Raw genomic sequence first — 14,229 nt, 5'->3', positions numbered from 1 at the left:
GTGGGGACTTGAGGGGGAGGGACGATTCGGCCTGGTGGAAGGATTGCGTGCGCGTGGGTACCTCTGGCGCAGTCTTCGTCAGCAGCGAAAACTGAGGGCTTAAACGATTGAGTCTTGAGGTAAGCCCGGCTGCGACAGAACCGAAAAGCCTGCCGTTGGAGCGAGGCACCAAATCGGCGAATTTTATAAATTGATTGGCCCGGTTCAACACATGACTGCGATCACTGCGGCTCGTATAGGCCAGAAACCATAGAAAAGCCTCTGGAAAATATGGCGACGAAAATCTGTGCCTGGGATCAATTCCGTATATCCGTCTAAACCACTACCGGATACTCCCGAAGACTGCCCGCACGCGGTTAGTAAGGCGTATGTAGAGGGCGCCGATTGCCTGAGAAGCGGTCGATATACCGCCGCGGCGGCCATGTACCGGAGATGCCTGAGATAGCCCTTAAAGTCTTTAGCCCCGACGTCGAGGCGTGGAAGTTGGAAAAACGTATAGATAAGCTTGCCGCTGAAAACCGCATCACCAAAGACTTGCAAACATGGGCTCACCGCGTGCGCCTTGACGGAAACGACGCACTTCACGAGGAAGAGGAGTTCACAAAGGAGGCAGCGACCGAATTGTCCGAATTCACCCGGTTGCTACTCATCTATCTCTACACACTTCCAGAGAAGATCAAGCGGCGCATCGAACCGCTCGATGAACAATAGGGGCGGCATCTCGAACTTTCGGGCATCCAAGGACGGAATGAGTACCCGAAGGGACCATTCAACGGCTGCGAGCCTTTGATTTTGAAGATTTTCTTGGCGCGCCCGGCTGGGATCGAACCAGCAACCCCTGCCTTCGGAGGGCAGTACTCTATCCATTGAGCTACGGGCGCTTTGAGACGCTGGCGCTGCCACCAACCCGCTGAACACGGAGGAAATGCGGCGCCGCAGTGAGACCGAGAGAATACCCGGTTTCGGTTAAACCGTCCACCGCGCGGGGTTGCCGGCCCCACAGCCAGACTCAGGCCCCATCGGACCAGTCACAAAAAAGGGCCGAGTCCACAGCCCCCACCCACCCGACACACGCTCCGGGTAAACGCCCGCTGAAGACCCCCAGCCGGCCCGCACCGGCCGCGAAACCTTCCGTCTATAATCATCGGTGTTTGATCCATCGCCAGGTTGTACCGCTCACCACAATACCAACGGGAGACGAGACAAGCATGAGCGAAGCACCGCACGGAGCCCCGATCAAAACGCCCGGCCAGCTGATCGCCGCCATCATCGCCGGGTTTGCCATCCCCATCGTTTGCTGCATCCTGCTCGCCTATTACGTCGACAGCACCACGCGTATCGGCGCCGGGACCGATGAACTCGCCCCCGCCGAAATCGCCCAGCGCATTGCGCCCATCGCGCAGGTTTCGATCCGCGATGCCAATGCGCCGCACGTCTACAAGACCGGCGAGCAGGTCTATCAGGCCGTCTGCTCGGCCTGCCACGCCACGGGCGCAGCGGGCGCGCCCAAGTTCGGCAACGCGTCCGACTGGGCGCCGCGCATCGCGCAGGGCTACGACACGCTCTGGCACACCGCGCTCACCGGCAAGGGCGCCATGCCCCCGCGCGGCGGCACGAGCCCCGACGACTACAGCGACTACGAAATCGGCCTCGCCGTGGCCTACATGGCCAATCACGGCGGCGCGAACTTCCAGGATCCACCCAGGCCCGCGCCGGGCGCCGCACAAAGTGCATCGGGTGCGGCAGCCGCCGCGCCGGCTGCGGGTGCCTCGGGCGCCGATGCGAACGCCGCCCAGGCCGCGGCCGCCGCAGCGGCCATCGCCGCCATTCCGCAAGCCTCCGCGCCCGCGGCAGGCGGCGCCGGGCAAAGCGCCGATGCCTCGCAAGCGGGCAAGGCGCTCTATCAGCAGGTCTGCCAGGCGTGTCACGCGGCCGGCGTGCTGGGCGCGCCAAAGTTCGGCAACAAGGCCGACTGGGCACCGCGCCTGAAGGACCCGATGGACACCATCTACAACTACGCACTGCACGGCAAAGGCCAGATGCCCCCGAAGGGCGGTTCGAACGCCTCGGACGCCGACGTGAAAGCTGCCGTCGATTACATGGTGAGCGCCGCGAAGTAAGTCTCCACTCACGGGCCACAACGCCAGGCGGCAAAGACCGGGCGACAAAGACAAAGGGCTGCATCGCAAGATGCAGCCCTTTCGTTTAGAGAGGCGCAGCGCTCAGCCCTCAGCCCTTCTGCAACAGCGCCTTCAGACTCGCCAGCCGGTCCTTCGGCGACATCGGCGCCTCTTCGGCCGTGGGCGGCGGCGCGTCGTCCAGCCCCATCTCCGGGATGAAGCGCGAGGCCTCGCACACCACCGTCTCGCGCGCCCGCTTGCGTTTCTTGCACCAGTTCAGATGCAGGCTGCGCTGCGCGCGCGTGATCGCCACGTACATGAGGCGCCGTTCTTCCTCGATGCGCGCGTCGTCGATCACGTCGTCTTCCGAGCCGCCGCGGTGGGGCATGATGCCCTCCTCCACGCCCACCAGAAACACGTGCGGATACTCCAGTCCCTTCGACGCATGCACCGTCGAAAGCCGCACCGCGTCCGGATCTTCGTCCTTGCCTTCGAGCATCGACATCAGCGCCACGGTCTGGATCAGGCCCATCAGGTTCTTGCCGGTGTCGGCAAGACCGTCGGCGTTGTCGTAGCCCGTCGCCTCGCTGTCTTCGCCGATTTCCTGTTCAGGCTTCGTGCCCTTGCGCTTCAACCACTCCAGGAACTCCAGCACGTTCTGCCACTTCGACTGCGCCTGGCGTTCGTCGAACGCGTCGTAGAGATACGACTCGTAGTGGATCGCTTCCATGAGGTCGTCCAGCACCACGGTCGCCGGGTCTTTCTCCGCACGCTCGGCGAGGCGCTGCATGAAGTCGCAAAACACGCGCATGGGCTCGACCTGGCGCGCGGAGAGCCGCGCCTCGATGCCGCCCATGTACACGGCCTCGAAGAGCGACACCTTGGCCTGCCCCGCAAACGCGCCCAGCGCTTCCAGCGTCGTGTTGCCCACGCCGCGGCGCGGCGTGGTGATCGCGCGGATGAAGGCGGGGTCGTCGTCGTGGTTGGCGATCAGGCGCAGGTACGCGCAGATGTCCTTGATCTCGGCCCTGTCGAAGAACGACTGGCCGCCCGAGAGCACGTAGGGAATGCGCTCGCGCCGCAGCACCTGTTCGAAGATGCGCGCCTGGAAGTTGCCGCGATAGAGGATCGCATAGTCGCGAAACTGCGCGCGGCGCTCGAATTTGTGCGCGGAGAGGCGGAACACCACCGATTCGGCCTCGTGCTCTTCGTCGTTGCAGGGCGTGACGGTGATGGTGTCGCCCATGCCGTGCTCGGACCAGAGCTTCTTTTCGAAGAGCTTCGGGTTGTTGGCGATGACGTTGTTCGCCGCCGTGAGAATGCGCACCGTCGAGCGGTAGTTCTGTTCGAGCTTGATGACGTGCAGCTTCGGATAGTCCTTGCCGAGCTGCGCGAGATTTTCGATGGTGGCGCCGCGCCAGCCGTAGATCGCCTGGTCGTCGTCGCCCACCGCCGTGAACGCGGCGCGCGGGCCCGCCAGCAGCTTGAGCAGTTCGTACTGGCAGGTGTTGGTGTCCTGGTACTCGTCGATCAGCAGGTAGCGCAGCTTGTTCTGCCAGCGCTCGCGCACGGGTTCGTTCTTCGCGAAGAGCTCGGTGGGCAGGCGGATCAGGTCGTCGAAATCGACGGCCTGGTAGGCGTGCAGCGTCGCCACGTAGTTGCGATAGACGATCGCGGCCTGGTGTTCGTCTTCGTTCGATGCCGTCGCCAGCGCCTCTTCGGGCATCACGAGACCGTTCTTCCAGAGCGAGATGATCGACTGGATCTTGCGGATAAAGCCCTTGTCGGTCGATCCCACCTGCTCCTGGATCATCGAGAAGCAGTCGTCCGAATCCATGATCGAGAACTGGGGCTTGAGTCCCAGATGCTCGGCTTCCTGGCGCAGGATCTGCACGCCCAGCGAGTGGAAGGTGCAAACCGTCAGTTGATTGGTCGGCACCTTGCGGCCTTCCTTGCCGGGCGTCGTGAGCGTCTTGCCTTCGAGCAGCTTGCCCACGCGCTCGCGCATTTCGGCGGCGGCCTTGTTGGTGAAGGTGACGGCCGCGATATGGCGCGGCTCGAAGCCTTTCGCTTCGATCAGGTGCGCGATCTTCTGCGTGATCACACGCGTCTTGCCGCTGCCCGCGCCGGCGAGCACGAGACAGGGACCGTCGAGATAGCGCACCGCTTCGCTTTGGGCGGGATTCAGGCCTGCGGACATCGTTGCTGGATTGGGAAAAACGGGTGGAACGGCTGGGGGCCGGGTTGGACCGGCCGGCGCGAGGCGCGCGGGAGGTGCGATGTTAACACGATCGAACCTCGCTCCCCCCGCACCCGGCCGCGTGCCACAATAACGCCCTCCCGCCCACTGCGGCCGCGGCGGCGTTTCACCTTCGCCGCGCCGTCCCTTGCAGGATTCGCCTCATGACTTCTCCGCTGAAAATCGGCCTGATGGGTTATGGTTTTGCCGGCCAGACCTTCCACGCTCCCGTGATCGCGCATTGCAAGGCCGTCGAGCTCGCCGCCATCGCGACGGGCCAGCCGGAACGCGCCCGCGCCGACTTTCCCGCCGCCGCGATCGTCCCCGATCTCGACGCCCTGCTCGCGCTCGCCGAGGTGGAGTGCGTGGTGATCGCGACACCCAACGATACGCACTTCGACCTCGCGCGCCGCACGCTCGAGCACGGCAAGCACGTGCTCGTAGACAAGCCGGTCACGCTGACTTCCGCACAAGCGCGCACGCTCGCCGCGCTGGCGGCCGGGCGCGGTCTCGTCTTCGCGCCGTTCCACAATCGCCGCTGGGACGGCGATTTCCTCACCGTGCGCGCACTCCTCGAAAGCGGCGAGCTGGGCCGGGTGACGCACTTCGAGTCGCACTTCGACCGTTTCCGCCCGCTCGTGCGCCAGCGCTGGCGCGAAGACGCCGCGCGCGGTGGCGGTCTGCTCTACGATCTCGGGCCGCACCTGATCGACCAGACGCTTGCGCTCTTCGGCACGCCCGAAACGGTGACGGCCTTCGTGCGCACGCGCCGCGACAACGCCACGGCGCCCGATTACGCACATCTCGTGCTCGGCTACGCCCAACACGATGCGGTGCTGCACGCGAGCGCGCTCGCGGCTTTCTCGCCGCGCTTCGTCATCAACGGCACGCGCGGCGGCTACCTGAAAAACGGTCTCGACACCCAGGAGGACCAGCTGAAGGCCGGGCTGCGTCCGGGCCAGGCGGGTTTCGGCGCCGGCAACGAAGCCGGCCAGCTGCACGTGCTGCTCGACGACGGCGGCGAAACCGGACGCCCGCTGCCGACGCTCGACGGCGACTACACGGGCCTCTACCGGGCGCTCGCCGCGTCGATCCGCGAAGGCCTGCCGTTCCCGGTGAGCCCGCAGGACGCCATCGACGTGATGACCGTGATCGAGCTCGCAATGCAGAGCGCCGCCGAAGGACGCACGCTGGCCTTCACGCGAGGCCACTGAAAACCGAAAGCCGGGCCGCCGCACGTCGGCGGCCCGGGGAGCCAGACGGCGCGGGCGTTTCCGAACCGACCCCGCGCCGTTTTTGTTTTCGCGAGGCCGCCCATCGCGTGGCCAAATATTTCGATGTCCCGCGCAACACCTTTCATTGTTCCGACATCCATGAAAGATGATTACAAACGGTTACATGTGGCGGCGCGTGGCCGGTCATCGGAAGCCGCGCTTCGGACGTTGGGCGTTCGGACAACGCCAGAAAGAGCGACAACGACCAAAAGGAGAGTCTTAATGTCTCGCATCGCCCGCACACTTGCCGCAAGCGCCCTCGTTTCGACGCTGGCTGCCTGCGTCGTCAACCAGCCGCCGCCCCCGCCGCCCGGCCCGACGCCGCATCAGATCGCCGTCGAGCGTCTGCACCAGGTGGATGGCCGCATCGATAACCTGAGCCACCGCATCGACGTGCACGTGAACCAGGGCTACTATCCGCCGCCCCAAGGTGGCGCGCTGCATCACCGCCTCGACGAAATCCGCGGCGAAGCGCACAACATGGCAGCCCAGCACGGCGGCGGTCTCTCCGGCGACGAGCAACGCGTGCTGAACCAGGAACTCGACCAGGCCGCTCACGCCATCGGCGAGTAACGCCTGGGCAATCCCTGAGTCATCCCTTCGCGGCGTGCGCTCTGCGCGCCCGCTTCCGGTGTGGGGACCGCTGCGCTGCGGTCCTCACACCGGCTCCCTCCGCGGCAGGACACGCCGCCGGCGCCCGGGCGCCATCTGTCCCTCCCGATCAAAATTTTCCGCATTGACACGCCCTGTGCGCGTCGCGCACAATCGCTGCGCGCGCCGGGAGAGCGTGCCGATTGCCGCTTTGCTGCGCGCACCCGGCACCGCCGAAGGGGCAACCCACAAACTCTCAGGCAAAAGGACCGTGCGCGCCGGACCGCCTATCCGCCAGCTCCGCGCGCCATCGCGCGCGGGCGAACGGAGACGCAACGAGGTCCGCACTCTGGAGAGCGGCAGCAGAACGGCGGCAAGACAGGCCGCGTTCAGACTGCCCACCGAAGGGGCGCGCGCCGCCCAGTGCCGACTACCGCGGCGCCCGGCGCAATCTCTCAGGTACCGAGGACAGAGGGGCCATGCAAGAAGCGTCCACAGGCATCGTGCCTGCGGCGCGTCATGCATGGCCCTTTTCGTTTTCGACCGTGCCGAGGCCGCCCCATGACCGAACTGAAACACACCCCGCTCAACGCTACGCACCGTGCGCTCAACGCCCGCATGGTCGATTTCGGCGGCTGGGACATGCCCGTGAACTACGGCTCGCAGATCGACGAGCACCACGCCGTGCGCACCGACGCCGGCATGTTCGACGTCTCGCACATGTGCGTCGTCGATTTCGCCGGTCCGAAGGCACGCGCCTTCTTCCAGCGCGCGCTCGCCAACAACGTCGCCAAGCTGACCACGCCGGGCCGCGCCCTCTACACCTGCATGCTCAACCCCGAAGGCGGCGTGATCGACGACCTGATCGTCTATTACTTCGCCGACGATCAGTTCCGCACCGTCGTCAACGCCAGCACGGCCGACAAAGACATCGCCTGGCTCGAGAAGCTCAACGCCGAAGAAGGCTTCGGCCTCACCATCACGCCGCGCCGCGATCTTGCGATCGTCGCCGTGCAGGGCCCGAACGCCCGCGAGAAGGTCTGGCAGGTGGCGCCCTCCACGCGCAGCAGCACCGAAATCCTCAAGCCCTTCAACGCCGCGAAGATCGAAAGCACGCCGTTCGGCGAGCTGATGATCGCGCGCACGGGCTATACCGGCGAAGACGGCTTCGAAGTGGTCGTGCCCGCCATAGCCGTGTGCGAACTCTGGGACGCGCTGCAGCGCCAGGGCGTGAAGCCCGCCGGCCTTGGCGCGCGCGACACGCTGCGCCTCGAAGCCGGCATGAACCTGTACGGCCAGGACATGGACGAAGGCGTCTCGCCGCTCGACGCGGGCCTCGCCTGGACCGTCGACCTGAAAGAGCCGCGCGACTTCGTCGGCCGCGCCGCGCTGGAGGCGAACGGCTCGCGCATGACCTTCGTCGGCCTGATCCTGCAGAAGGAAAACGGCAAGGCGGGCGGCGTGCTGCGCGCGCACCAGAAGGTGCTCACTCCGCACGGAGAAGGCGAAATCACGAGCGGCACCTTCTCGCCCACCATGCAGGAATCCATCGCCTTCGCGCGCGTGCCGCAAGGCGTGCAGCCGGGCGATGTCGTGCAGGTGCAGATCCGCGACAAAGCCCTTCCCGCAAGCGTGGTAAAACTGCCGTTCGTGCGCAACGGCAAGGTGCTGGCCGCCTGACCCGGGCGCGTACGCCCCCCTCTTTCACGTATTCACAAGCAACCACGCACTGGAGCATCCTATGAGCATCCCGGCCGATCTGAAATACACCGAATCGCACGAATGGGTCCGCACCGAAGCCGACGGCACGCTGACCGTCGGCATCACGGACCACGCGCAGGAAGCGCTCGGCGACATCGTCTTCCTCGAGCTGCCCGAAGCGGGCCGCTCGGTCTCGGCCGGCGACGCCGTTGCCGTGATCGAGTCGGTGAAGGCCGCCTCGGACATCTACGCTCCGGTTGCGGGCGAGATCGTCGAATCGAACAGCGCGCTCGTCGATACGCCCGACCAGGTGAACGGCGCGCCCTATGAATCGTGGCTCTTCAAGATCAAGCCGGCCGCGGGCGCTGCGCTCGACCGCCTGATCGACGCCGGCGCCTACGAAAAGGCCATCGGCGCCTAACCGCACCGCCCAAACCGTACCCGCGCGGCGGCCGAGCCCGGCCGCCGCGCCAGCAGGAACGCCCATGAAGCTCGAACACCCGGATCGTCTGATGAACACCTCCCTCACCCTCGCTGCGCTCGAAACGCACGAAGCCTTCGCCGGCCGCCACATCGGCCCCGACACGGCCGACCAGCAGGCGATGCTCGACGCACTCGGCTTCGCCTCGCGCGCGGCGCTGATCGACGCGGTGATTCCGGCTGCGATCCGCCGCAAGGAAACGCTGCCGCTCGGGCCGTTCGCGCAGTCGCGCACGGAAGCCGAAGCGCTCGCGGGCCTGCGCGCGCTCGCCGACAAGAACCAGGTGTTCCGCTCCTATATCGGACAGGGCTACTTCGACACGCACACGCCGGCCGTCATCCTGCGCAACGTGCTCGAAAACCCGGCGTGGTACACGGCGTACACGCCGTACCAGCCGGAAATCTCGCAGGGCCGACTCGAAGCCCTGCTGAACTACCAGCAGATGATCATCGACCTCACGGGTCTCGCGATCTCGAACGCGTCGCTGCTCGACGAAGCCACGGCCGCCGCCGAAGCGATGACGCTCGTGCAACGCGTGGGCAAGTCGAAGTCGAACGTCTTCTACGTGGCCGACGACGTGCTGCCGCAAACCCTCGAAGTGGTGAAGACGCGCGCGAAGCCGATCGGCATCGAAGTGAAGGTCGGCCCCGCGGCGCAAGCCGCGCAGGCGGGCGCCTTCGGCGTGCTGCTCCAGTACCCGGGCGTGAACGGCGACGTGCGCGACTACCGCGAACTCGCCGCCGCCATCCACGCGGCGGGCGGCGCGGTGATCGCCGCCGCCGACCTGCTCGCGCTCACCGTGCTCGCGCCGCCGGGCGAATGGGGCGCGGACGTGGCCGTGGGCAACTCGCAACGCTTCGGCGTGCCGATGGGCTTCGGCGGCCCGCACGCCGCCTACCTCGCGGTGAAGGACGAATTCAAGCGCCAGATGCCGGGCCGTCTCGTCGGCGTGACCGTCGACGCGCAGGGCAACCCGGCGCTGCGCCTCGCGCTGCAAACGCGCGAACAGCACATCCGCCGCGAGAAGGCCACCTCGAACGTCTGCACGGCGCAGGCGCTGCTCGCCATCATGGCCAGCATGTACGCGGTCTATCACGGTCCGCAGGGCCTCAAGACGATCGCCCTGCGCGTGAACCGCGTCGCGGCCATTCTCGCGGCCGGCGCGAAGCAGCTGGGCTACACGCTCGTCAACGAAGCCTTCTTCGATACGCTCACGTTCGAATCGGGCGCGCGCACCCAGGCGCTGCACGACGCGGCGCTCGCGCGCGGCATGAACCTGCGCCACGTGAGCGAAACGCGCGTCGGCATCTCCGTCGACGAAACCACCACGCGCGCCGATCTCGCCGATCTGCTCGCCGTGTTCGCACAAGCCGCGTTCGCAGGCGTTGCGCCTTCGGTCGATGCGCTCGACGCCGAAATCGCCGCACAGGCCGCCGCGTCGTTCCCGGCTGCGCTGGTGCGCGAAAGCGCGTACCTCACGCACCCGGTGTTCAATCGCCACCACTCGGAAACGGAAATGCTGCGCTATCTGCGCAGCCTCTCCGACAAGGACCTCGCGCTCGACCGCTCGATGATCCCGCTCGGCTCGTGCACGATGAAGCTCAACGCCACGTCCGAAATGCTGCCGGTCACGTGGCCCGAGTTCGGCCGCATCCACCCGTTCGCACCGGCCGAGCAAACCGTCGGCTATCGCGAGATGGTCGATCAGCTCGAACAGATGCTCGTGGCCGCCACCGGCTACGCCGCCGTTTCGCTGCAACCGAACGCGGGCTCGCAGGGCGAGTACGCGGGCCTGCTCATCATTCAGGCCTACCACGCCTCGCGCGGCGAAGGCCATCGCGACGTCTGCCTGATTCCCGCTTCGGCGCACGGCACGAACCCCGCATCGGCGCAGATGGCCGGCATGCAGGTGGTGGTCGTGGCCTGCGACGCGCAGGGCAACGTCGACCTCGCCGACCTCAAGGCCAAGGCCGAACAGCATGCGGCGAAGCTCGCGGCGATCATGATCACGTATCCCTCCACGCACGGCGTGTTCGAGCAGAACGTGCGCGAAGTCTGCGAGATCGTGCATGCGCACGGCGGCCAGGTCTACGTGGACGGCGCGAACATGAACGCGATGGTCGGCCTCGCGGCCCCGGGCCAGTTCGGCGGCGACGTCTCGCACCTGAACCTGCACAAGACCTTCTGCATTCCGCACGGCGGCGGCGGCCCGGGCGTCGGCCCGGTCGCAGTGGGCGCGCACCTCGCGCAATTCCTGCCGAACCAGCTTTCCACGGGCTACAAGCGCTCGGCGGACCAGGGGCACGGCATCGGCGCCGTGAGCGCGGCGCCTTACGGCTCGGCCTCGATCCTGCCGATCTCGTGGATGTACATCGCCATGATGGGCGCGGCCAACCTCACGGCCGCCACGGAAACCGCGATCCTCAACGCGAACTACGTCGCGAAGAAGCTCGCGCCGCACTTCCCGGTGCTCTACAGCGGCCCGGGCGGACTCGTCGCGCACGAGTGCATTCTCGACCTGCGCCCCATCAAGGACGCGAGCGGCATCACCGTGGACGACGTGGCCAAGCGCCTGATGGACTACGGCTTCCACGCGCCCACCATGAGCTTCCCGGTACCGGGCACGCTGATGGTCGAACCGACCGAGTCGGAATCGAAGGAAGAGCTCGACCGCTTCATCGACGCGATGGTCGCGATCCGCGCCGAAATCCGCGCCGTGGAAGAAGGCCGCGCGGACAAGGAAGACAACCCGCTGCGCCATGCGCCGCACACGGCCGCCGTGGTCGTCGCCGACGACTGGAAGCACACCTATTCGCGCGAACAGGCCGCCTATCCGGTGCGCTCGCTCGTCGCGCGCAAGTACTGGCCGCCGGTCGGCCGCGCCGACAATGCCTATGGCGACCGCAACCTGTTCTGCTCGTGCGTGCCGATTGCCGAGTACAGCGACGCAGCGCAAGAGGCCAGCGAAGCCTGAGCGCCGCACCGGCCGCCGCCATCTGCATCCAGCCTGTCACGGGGGTCGATGCCGGCGGCGGCCCTTGCACTCACATTTGCCGCCGCAAACCGTTAACATCACACACCTGTCAGCCTTGAATCAGGGAGTCCCGCATGGCGCGGAAGGTGCGAACGGTCTCAACCCGGGCTTCGACCCGGCAGGCGCGCGGCGGCGCGCGCTCGTCCGATACGAACAATCCGGCTGGCCGGTCCCCTCGTTCCGGTTTGCGTACTGCTTCGGCCCCGGCCCGGCTCGCCGCCGTGCTGGCGGCGGCCTGCACCTGGCTTGCCGCCGCGCCCGCAGCACACGCGGCCATGAACTTCTGCGCGGCGCCGGCCTTGCAGTCGAGCGAACGCACGAACGCCGATCCGGGCGTGAAAGCGCTGGTGGCCGAAGTGCAGGCGCACGTGAACGACGTGCCGCATCCGCTCGCGAAGCTGCACACCGAAGGCACGCTGCCGCACGAGGGCATCTACGACGAGAGCGTGGAGGCGGAAAAGGAACTCGACCTGATGCGCAACGCCGCGCTCGCGTGGCGCGCAACGGGCGACGAGCGCTATCTGAAGCTCGTCGACCGCTTCCTCGCCGCGTGGGTGAGCACCTATCAGCCGAGCTTCAACCCCATCGACGAAACGCGCTTCGAAGGCCTGATCCTCGCGTACGACATGACCGCGAGCGCGCTTTCCGTGAAGACGCGCAACGCGACCATGGCATTCCTGAACCGCATGGGCAGCGGCTATATCGCGCAGGTGGATGCGCAGCCGCGGCCGCTGAAAGGCACGTTCGCGAACAACTGGCAGAGCCACCGGGTCAAACTGATCGCGATGATCGCGTTCACGCTGGACAACCGCAAGATGATTGCGGCGGCGCAGCGGCTCTTCGTGGAGCACATCGGCGACAACGTCGCGCCCGACGGTTCGACGCTCGACTTCGGCGAGCGCGACGCGCTGCACTACGTGACCTACGACCTGCAGCCGCTCGTGACAGCCGCGCTCGCCGCGCGCCGCCACAACCGCAACTGGCTGCCCGAAAAGGCGGCCAACGGCGCGACGCTCGCCAGGGCGCTCGACTGGCTCACGCCCTACGCGCTCGGCGAGAAGACGCACGAGGAGTTCGTGCACTCGAGCGTGCCGTTCGACGCGCGGCGGCGCGAAGCGGGCCTGCCGGGTTATTCCGGCGACTGGGACCCGAAGAACGCCGCCGAGCTGTATCACCTGGCCGCCCGACTGGACGGCCGCTATGCGCCGATCGCGCTCAAGCTCGCGCCGACGCCGCCCGCGTGGCTCGCCGTGTGCCTGCCGCTGCCCGCGCGCTAACGGCGCCGGACGTCGCGCACGCGGCTTGCGCCATCGATTGAAACAGAGTTGAGTTTTTTGAAGCAGGAGCAGTCCTCATCATGGCAGTCAGCGTTTTCGATCTCTTCAAAGTCGGCATCGGGCCGTCCAGCTCGCACACCGTCGGGCCGATGCGCGCAGCGCTGATGTTCGCCGAAGGACTCGAGCGCGACGGCCTGCTGGCCGCCACCGCGACGGTCAAGGTGGAGCTGTACGGCTCGCTCGGCGCCACGGGCAAGGGCCACGGCACCGACCGCGGCGTGATGCTCGGCCTCATGGGCGACGCGCCCGACACGGTCGACCCCGACACCATCGCCGAACGCCTCGAAGCCGTGCGCGCCTCGCGCCTGCTCGCGCTGCTCGGCCATCACACGATTCCGTTCGTGCAGAAGGAGCACATCGCCTTCTATCGCCAGGCGCTGCCCGAGCACCCGAACGGCATGAAGCTGCGCGCGCTCGACGCCAACGGCGAAACGTTGCGCGAGAGCACCTATCTCTCCGTGGGCGGCGGCTTCGTGGTGACGGCCGGCGCGCCGAACACGAAGGTGCTGGCCGCCGCCGAGCAGTTGCCGCACCCGTTTCGCACCGGCGCCGAACTGCTCGCCCTGTGCGCCTCCACGGGCAAGAGCATCGCGCAGCTGATGCTGGAAAACGAGCGCGTCTGGCGCAGCGACGAAGAGATCCGCTCGGGCCTCCTGCGCATCTGGGACGTGATGCAGTCCTGCGTGTCGCGCGGCTGCGGCATCGGCAATCCCGAGGCCGAAGGCACGCTGCCCGGCCCCTTCAACGTGAAGCGGCGCGCCGCGCAGCTCTATCGCGCGCTCACCGGCAACCCCGAGCGCGCGCTGCAAGACCCGCTCTCGATGATCGACTGGATCAACCTCTACGCGATCGCCGTGAACGAGGAAAACGCCGCGGGCGGCCGCGTGGTGACGGCGCCCACCAACGGCGCCGCCGGCATCATCCCCGCCGTGCTGCACTACTACGTGCGCTTCACGCCGGGCGCGAACGAACAGGGTGTGATCGACTTCCTGCTCACCGCGGCCGCCATCGGCATTCTCTACAAGCTCAACGCCTCGATCTCGGGTGCCGAAGTGGGCTGCCAGGGCGAAGTGGGCGTGGCCTGCTCGATGGCCGCGGGCGCGCTCGCCGCCGTGCTGGGCGGCACGCCGCTGCAGGTGGAGAACGCCGCCGAAATCGGCATGGAACACAACCTCGGCCTCACCTGCGACCCCGTCGGCGGCATGGTGCAGATCCCCTGCATCGAGCGCAACGCCATGGCGTCGGTGAAGGCCGTGAACGCCGCGCGCATGGCGCTGCGCGGCGACGGCGCACATTACGTCTCGCTCGACTCGGTCATCAAGACCATGCGCGAGACCGGCGCCGACATGAAGACGAAATACAAGGAGACCTCGCGCGGCGGCCTCGCGGTGAATATCGTCGAGTGCTGACGCCGCGCGCGTCGCTCCTGCTACCTGATTAAGTAGTACATAG

General features: G+C 66.9%; 10 protein-coding genes, 1 tRNA gene and 2 riboswitches. Of the genes, 9 read left to right on the top strand and 2 right to left on the bottom strand.

The genetic code is table 11. The annotated features are described in order from the left end of the window. Window positions 1-432: 432 nt before the first annotated feature. Window positions 433-711 (top strand): DUF4145 domain-containing protein, encoded by a 279-nt coding sequence (locus tag U5760_RS08120; protein ID WP_322010888.1) that lies wholly within the window; start codon window positions 433-435, stop codon window positions 709-711. A 94-nt stretch (window positions 712-805) separates the two neighbouring features. Here U5760_RS08120 and U5760_RS08115 read toward each other — a convergent pair. Then, window positions 806-881 (bottom strand) — tRNA-Arg (locus tag U5760_RS08115). 327 nt (window positions 882-1,208) lie between these two features. Between U5760_RS08115 and U5760_RS08110 the strand changes: the two genes are divergently transcribed. Beyond that, a complete protein-coding gene (locus tag U5760_RS08110) occupies window positions 1,209-2,120 on the top strand; it encodes a c-type cytochrome (RefSeq protein ID WP_322010887.1) in 912 nt (303 codons plus the stop codon). A 109-nt stretch (window positions 2,121-2,229) separates the two neighbouring features. On the opposite strand, the gene U5760_RS08105 is transcribed toward U5760_RS08110, so the two are convergent. Continuing rightward, entirely contained in the window at window positions 2,230-4,320 is a 2,091-nt protein-coding gene (locus U5760_RS08105) for a UvrD-helicase domain-containing protein (RefSeq protein ID WP_322010886.1), read from the bottom strand. Between the two features lie 203 nt (window positions 4,321-4,523). On the opposite strand from U5760_RS08105, the gene U5760_RS08100 reads away from it, so the two are divergent. From U5760_RS08100 to U5760_RS08070, 7 genes are all read left to right on the top strand, one after another. Beyond that, complete coding sequence (locus U5760_RS08100; RefSeq protein WP_322010885.1) at window positions 4,524-5,573, top strand: oxidoreductase; 1,050 nt, start codon at window positions 4,524-4,526, stop codon at window positions 5,571-5,573. A 282-nt stretch (window positions 5,574-5,855) separates the two neighbouring features. Further along, complete coding sequence (locus tag U5760_RS08095; RefSeq protein ID WP_322010884.1) at window positions 5,856-6,206, top strand: hypothetical protein; 351 nt, start codon at window positions 5,856-5,858, stop codon at window positions 6,204-6,206. A gap of 195 nt (window positions 6,207-6,401) precedes the next feature. Continuing rightward, window positions 6,402-6,505: riboswitch (glycine riboswitch) on the top strand. Between the two features lie 58 nt (window positions 6,506-6,563). Further along, window positions 6,564-6,706: riboswitch (glycine riboswitch) on the top strand. Window positions 6,707-6,785: 79 nt separating this feature from the next. Next, on the top strand, window positions 6,786-7,904 hold the full coding sequence (gene gcvT / locus U5760_RS08090) for a glycine cleavage system aminomethyltransferase GcvT (RefSeq protein ID WP_322010883.1): 1,119 nt from the start codon (window positions 6,786-6,788) through the stop codon (window positions 7,902-7,904). Window positions 7,905-7,965: 61 nt separating this feature from the next. After that, the gene (gene gcvH / locus U5760_RS08085) at window positions 7,966-8,346 is read left to right on the top strand and encodes a glycine cleavage system protein GcvH (protein ID WP_322010882.1); all 381 of its coding nucleotides are present in this window, start codon (window positions 7,966-7,968) and stop codon (window positions 8,344-8,346) included. Window positions 8,347-8,410: 64 nt separating this feature from the next. Next, on the top strand, window positions 8,411-11,380 hold the full coding sequence (gcvP, locus tag U5760_RS08080) for an aminomethyl-transferring glycine dehydrogenase (RefSeq protein WP_322010881.1): 2,970 nt from the start codon (window positions 8,411-8,413) through the stop codon (window positions 11,378-11,380). Window positions 11,381-11,514: 134 nt separating this feature from the next. Further along, a complete protein-coding gene (locus U5760_RS08075; RefSeq protein WP_415914059.1) occupies window positions 11,515-12,717 on the top strand; it encodes an alginate lyase family protein in 1,203 nt (400 codons plus the stop codon). Between the two features lie 80 nt (window positions 12,718-12,797). After that, window positions 12,798-14,186, top strand: a complete 1,389-nt coding sequence (locus tag U5760_RS08070) for an L-serine ammonia-lyase (protein WP_322010880.1) — start codon at window positions 12,798-12,800, stop codon at window positions 14,184-14,186. Window positions 14,187-14,229: the final 43 nt, after the last annotated feature.

The organism is Paraburkholderia sp. J12 (genome assembly GCF_905220215.1).
Lineage (GTDB): Bacteria > Pseudomonadota > Gammaproteobacteria > Burkholderiales > Burkholderiaceae > Paraburkholderia.
Note: the sequence above shows the minus strand (reverse complement) of the source record. Positions and strands in the feature narration are given on the sequence as shown.

Excerpts from the sequence above, each read along its gene's own strand:
- U5760_RS08120 (WP_322010888.1), top strand. The coding sequence starts at position 433 with ATGCCTGAGATAGCCCTTAAAGTCTTTAGCCCCGACGTCGAGGCGTGG.
- U5760_RS08110 (WP_322010887.1), top strand. The coding sequence starts at position 1,209 with ATGAGCGAAGCACCGCACGGAGCCCCGATCAAAACGCCCGGCCAGCTG.
- U5760_RS08105 (WP_322010886.1), bottom strand. The coding sequence starts at position 4,320 with ATGTCCGCAGGCCTGAATCCCGCCCAAAGCGAAGCGGTGCGCTATCTC.
- U5760_RS08100 (WP_322010885.1), top strand. The coding sequence starts at position 4,524 with ATGACTTCTCCGCTGAAAATCGGCCTGATGGGTTATGGTTTTGCCGGC.
- U5760_RS08095 (WP_322010884.1), top strand. The coding sequence starts at position 5,856 with ATGTCTCGCATCGCCCGCACACTTGCCGCAAGCGCCCTCGTTTCGACG.
- gcvT (WP_322010883.1), top strand. The coding sequence starts at position 6,786 with ATGACCGAACTGAAACACACCCCGCTCAACGCTACGCACCGTGCGCTC.
- gcvH (WP_322010882.1), top strand. The coding sequence starts at position 7,966 with ATGAGCATCCCGGCCGATCTGAAATACACCGAATCGCACGAATGGGTC.
- gcvP (WP_322010881.1), top strand. The coding sequence starts at position 8,411 with ATGAAGCTCGAACACCCGGATCGTCTGATGAACACCTCCCTCACCCTC.
- U5760_RS08075 (WP_415914059.1), top strand. The coding sequence starts at position 11,515 with ATGGCGCGGAAGGTGCGAACGGTCTCAACCCGGGCTTCGACCCGGCAG.
- U5760_RS08070 (WP_322010880.1), top strand. The coding sequence starts at position 12,798 with ATGGCAGTCAGCGTTTTCGATCTCTTCAAAGTCGGCATCGGGCCGTCC.